Origin of the sequence: Brevundimonas sp. UBA7534 (assembly GCF_002479325.1) — a bacterium.
Classification (GTDB): Bacteria; Pseudomonadota; Alphaproteobacteria; order Caulobacterales; family Caulobacteraceae; genus Brevundimonas.
In genome coordinates this window covers 29494-34214 of record NZ_DLMO01000169.1, presented here as the reverse complement: position 1 = coordinate 34214, position 4721 = coordinate 29494, and the positions used below count along the sequence as shown (strand labels likewise).

Below are 4721 nucleotides of genomic sequence, written 5' to 3'. Positions count from 1 at the left end.
GCGCGCGAGGCGGCGGCGGCGATGGGCAAGGGTTTCAACCTGGGCCAGATGTTCGACGCCGGCCAGCACGATCCGTCGCTGGAAACGGCCCGTCCCAAGATCGACGCCTATTACGCCCGCGGCTTTCGCACCGTTCGTATCCCCGTCACCTGGACCGAGCCGATCCAGGGCACGCTCCTGGCGGATCCGAACACCGGCGCCGTCGATCCCGCCGCGCCGCGCCTGGCCGAACTGGAGGCGGTGATCGACTATGCGCTGGCCCAACCAGGCCTCTACGTCGTGCTCAACGCCCACCACGAGGCGCGACTGAAGGATGGCGGTCGCGCCGACGTCCTGGAACGGCTTTGGTCCGACATCAGCGCGCGCTTCAAGGGCCGCGACCACCGGCTGATGTTCGAGATTCTGAACGAACCCCACCTGACCAACCACGACGCCATGGCGCCGGAGACACTGCGTGACATGACCGGGCGCGCCTATCGCCGCATCCGGGCCGACGATGCGCAGCGTATCGTGCTGATCGGCGGAAACCAGTGGTTCGGGGCCGACGAAATGGCTCGCACCTGGCCGGACCTGAACGCCGTCGGCGGCGGGCGCGATCCCTATCTGATGGCCACCTTCCATCACTACAATCCCTGGACCTTCAACGGCGACAACCAGGGCGACTACGCCGACCCGTGGACCGAAGCGGACATGGAGGCGCCGATGCGGACGATGGCCGACTGGGCGCGCGACGTCGGCGGCGACATGCCCGTCTTCATCGGCGAATGGGGCGTCGGCTGGCAAAGCGTTCTGCCCGCCATGAACTGCAACAACATTCGGCTGTGGTATTCGCTGTTTCACGCCCGCCACGCGACGGACCACGCCATGCCCACGGCGGTCTGGGACGACGGCGGCTGGTTCCAGCTCTTCAACCATGATCGGGGGGATTTCAGCAGCAACCTGGTCGACTGCATCGACGGCGAATGCCGCTGGGACGGCCCGGACCGCTTCAACGACGATTGCGCCTGAGCGCACATCGCGTCGCGCACCCCCACCGTACCCGCGCACCAAAAAATCAGGCCTGACCAAAGAGTTCCGCTAACGGCTTCAGGTTTTGGCGTCGGGGTGGCGGACAGAGAGGGACTGCCGACCACCCATTTAAAATCAACCACTTAGCAGAGTGTGACTGCTACATATTGAAGAGGCGAGTGTAGCAAGAAAGCGCGATGGGAGGGAAGTCTCTCTAGCTGGTGGTGGCGAGTGCGACGGCGGAGCCGAGGGGAGGCTCACTCCGAGGTAGAAAATCAACCACTTAGAGGCTGCCTCAGCCCCCTGTGTGGAGCACCTGTGTAGCAAACCGAGGCCGAGCCCGCCACCCTTTCGGGCCGTCGCGGTGATCCAAACTCTAACGGTTGCGGCGCTGTAGGGGACCGCCGGTGTCCTCTGACTTTTTGAGAAGTTGGTGCGAGGGGAAGGGGTTCTGTGATTGAGCCGGTTTGCTCTCGGTTGAGCTTTGGCCCGCTTGTGGCGACGCACCGCCGTCTGGTTTTTTCTCAGTCATTTTCCCTCACCTTGCCGAGGGTTGGGATGAAGGGGAGCTTGATGCCCTGATTGACCGTTCGGTACTTCGGGAACGCCTTTAACCCCTTGGGTCGGCTCGCTCGGATTTCGTCTTGGATCGACGGTTTCGACGGGCCGTCCTCCAACGGGTGGGGGTCCGCCAATGTCTTGGCCGACTGCTTCACGGGGGTCATTTGCCCCGTCCGGGTATTGCGAAGCCGCTTGTACCCCGACTTGGCCTTCTCCAGATCGATCTTTTGTATCAGCGCCATCAGCAATCGCTCCCGCTCCAGGCTTGGAGACTAGGTGGTTTCCAAAGATAATAGTTCCCATTGTGAGGGCAAGCAGCAAGGCTAACATCAGGGTGCCCAGCGCGTAACCACGATAGCGCAGGCGCGTAATGTTGTTCGTCCGGTTATGCTCGGCAGCTGCTGCAAACTCCTCAGCTAGCTGTTCCTGCAGTTCCTCTTCGACGACCTCGTCCACCTCGGCACGCGGAAAGCCTGCAGAGAGGTACGCCTTGCGCTGGCTGATGGCCCAATCAACAACTTGGCTCTCGGGGGGCGTGTAGCGGAATGTTCGCTGCAACGTCGCTAGGAACATCAGCACAATCGTAGCGGCGTATGCGAGCCCGGCACCGGCCAGAAGCGCGTATAGGATGCCTGCATACCAAGTCAGCGCCGGTGGCGGCAGGCGGATCGTAATTTGGCTAAGCAGCGCGAGTTCTAAAGTCAGTGCGGCAACGAAGAAGGGTAAGGACCGAATGACGTTCTCATCCTGATCGAACTCGCGTTTGTAGGCGTCGGCGCAGTGCTTCTCCAAATATTCGAACATCCGGCCTAGCTCCCCCGCAGGCGGCGATAGCGGGGCGAAAGCCGAAGCCTTGCCCCGCCGCCGGTCTACTTCTTACGCTTGATCGTCTCAACGACGTGAGTGTTGGGGCGGGCCTTGGCCTTGCTCACCTTAGTGAAGCGACCGGTTTTGGCGCTGCGTCCGATTTTCATATCAAATTTCCTTAGAGGTTTGAGGTTGGGGGCCACCTCCGGCCACCTGACCGAAGGTGGCTTTTCTTACTCCGGAACCAGGATCGGCCACGCCTTCAGCCCGAAGGCTCTAGCGTGGAGAACCCGGCCCGAGCGGTGGTCTACGCGGCTCGGCCGGAAGACCAATCGGTAGCCCGGCGGAACGTGAATACGTCTCGTCATTCTCGACTTCCCTTGCAAAAGCGGGGCGCGAAAACCTTGACCAGTTCCACATTTTGTGCCTCTAAGGGCTTAGCGATGTGATTGTAGAACTTGGCTTCTGGCTTCGGCTGGCAAGCCCCGTTACCCAGTCACGAACCTAGAACCGCCCCCTAACCGGGGCGGTTTTCTTTTGAGCGCAATGCCCCATTTGGCGAGGTTGCGCAGTCTTAGTTCTGCCGCTTGCAGCGAGACCCGGAAGCGGGTGCACAGATCCTGAGCCGTATCGTCCGCGTAGACGAACTTGACGGGCATGAGGATTTCGGCAGCAAATAGATTGGCTTGCCATTCTGAGTTCTGGAATGGCTTCAGCGTATCTGCATGGGCGCGGGTTAGGGCGCATGTCGAGTGTAGAGCCCAATGACCGATTTCGTGAGCGGCGGTAAAGCGGGCGCGGCCGTCGTCCTCCCAAGCACTATGATAGACCGTTTGGGGAAGGACAATTCTATCCATCCCATCATCATCTCTAAAGGTAAGGCCCTCTGCCCCTTGCAGGTCTCTATCTGGCCAAACCTCAAGTCGGATAACATTCAACCTATTATCCAACACCTTCTCCAATACGGTCATCACAGGGAATAGCGGCTCGCTGTCCAAGCTAAGCACGGACCGAAGGCTGTCAGCCGTAGTCCGAACGGACACGACAGAAAGTGGTGGTACTTTATAGACAACGCCGCTCATCTCGGTTCTATCCTCTGCTTTGCAGAATACCCTTAATCTTGTTTAGTTCGATGTCAGATAGCGTAGAAAACTTGTCCGCAAGCAGTCCAGCGGTATCCCTTGCCAAAGCGTGTTGTGCTTCGATTTTGAATACACTCTGAGATGCAGAAGATGCGGTTCGAATATTATTCGCTGCCAATCCTGACAGCCCATAAAGTTTGATTACCTTTTCAGCTAGATCGCGCGGTGGGACCTTACGGCCCATCTCAACGGCGGACAGAAAAGAGGACGTCACGTCCAGTCTCTGAGCCATGTCCATGAGCCTCTCGTCGGTCTCCAGTCTCAGGTGGCGAAGCGCCTTCCCGATTGGCGAGAGCATGGTTCATTCTCCTCCTTGGTCATGGGTGGATAAATCCTAACCACCGTCATATGTACCAAGCCGGTTCATTTTTCAACCCCGACCGAAAAATATTTCGCACATGCGCGGTTGGAGTTGTGCGATCTTTTCTAGGCCAATCCCCCCGTACCCCGGGCCCGTCTCTGGTACGGCCCCAGATCAGTCTGCTTGGCGTCGCGCCGGTTTGACGAGGACGGGCGCGCGCGACCGCTTCGAAAGCCTCACGCGGCCCTCCTAGCAGTCCCCGCTAAGCAAGCCGTCTAAGTGTCGCCGAAGGTGACGTGACCAACAGGAGGGGAGCCCGGCTCAGAAGTTGTAGGTTATGCGCTATGGCTCATAAGATATGTTGACGCAGCATTGAGCCGGCCTTATGAGCCAGCTTAGAGCGCCACCTAACTTATGAGCCAGCCATGCACCGCATCGCCTACTATCGCGTCAGCACCGGGGACCAGAGCATTGAGAGCCAGCGCCTCGCTATTGGCGGGGACTTCGATCAAGAGTTCAGCGACGAAGGCGTAAGCGGCGGGACGCTGGCGGCTAAGCGGCCGGGCTTCGCTGACCTGCTCAGTAAGGTTCGGCCCGGCGACGTGGTTCATGTCTATGCGGTTGACCGTCTCGGCCGGGACGCATTGGACGTTCAGGCCACCGTCCGCCTCCTTATCGACAAAGGCGTCACCGTGGACGTTCACGGCCTCGGCCCCATTGGTCGGGGCGTCGGGGAGTTGATCCTCGCCGTGCTGGCCCAAGTCGCTGACATGGAACGCCATCGGATCAAGGAGCGGACACAGGCAGGACGCGCTGCCGCTAGGGCCTCTCTGGAAGCCACAGGCAGGACGCACAGAGGAAAGGAAAGTCTCGGCCGCCCCATGGCTCAGGACGCCGCCGCC

Annotated in this window: 5 protein-coding genes; 2 read left to right on the top strand and 3 right to left on the bottom strand. The window is 60.1% G+C overall.

Features of this window, described 5'->3' with window-relative positions; translation table 11 throughout:
* On the top strand, positions 1-1008 hold a 1008-nt coding region (locus B2U11_RS14300), incomplete at its 5' end, for a glycoside hydrolase family 5 protein (RefSeq protein WP_292072718.1).
* A 528-nt stretch (positions 1009-1536) separates the two neighbouring features.
* Here B2U11_RS14300 and B2U11_RS14295 read toward each other — a convergent pair.
* The 3 genes from B2U11_RS14295 to B2U11_RS15790 all read right to left on the bottom strand — a co-directional run bounded on the left by B2U11_RS14295 (position 1537) and on the right by B2U11_RS15790 (position 3816).
* On the bottom strand, positions 1537-2373 hold the full coding sequence (locus B2U11_RS14295; RefSeq protein ID WP_292072716.1) for a hypothetical protein: 837 nt from the start codon (positions 2371-2373) through the stop codon (positions 1537-1539).
* Between the two features lie 491 nt (positions 2374-2864).
* Positions 2865-3233 carry an ImmA/IrrE family metallo-endopeptidase gene (locus tag B2U11_RS15795; protein ID WP_414632974.1) on the bottom strand — a complete coding sequence of 123 codons (369 nt, stop codon included), beginning with the start codon at positions 3231-3233 and terminating at the stop codon, positions 2865-2867.
* Positions 3234-3465: 232 nt separating this feature from the next.
* Positions 3466-3816, bottom strand: coding sequence for a helix-turn-helix domain-containing protein (locus B2U11_RS15790; RefSeq protein WP_414632972.1), 351 nt, complete (start codon positions 3814-3816; stop codon positions 3466-3468).
* A 428-nt stretch (positions 3817-4244) separates the two neighbouring features.
* Here B2U11_RS15790 and B2U11_RS14290 point away from each other — a divergent pair.
* Positions 4245-4721 (top strand): recombinase family protein (locus B2U11_RS14290; protein ID WP_292072714.1); only part of this gene is annotated, 477 nt, incomplete at its 3' end.

Bases quoted from the DNA above. Each gene is read 5' to 3' on its own strand.
- B2U11_RS14295 (WP_292072716.1), bottom strand. From the start codon at position 2,373: ATGTTCGAATATTTGGAGAAGCACTGCGCCGACGCCTACAAACGCGAG.
- B2U11_RS15795 (WP_414632974.1), bottom strand. From the start codon at position 3,233: ATGGATAGAATTGTCCTTCCCCAAACGGTCTATCATAGTGCTTGGGAG.
- B2U11_RS15790 (WP_414632972.1), bottom strand. From the start codon at position 3,816: ATGCTCTCGCCAATCGGGAAGGCGCTTCGCCACCTGAGACTGGAGACC.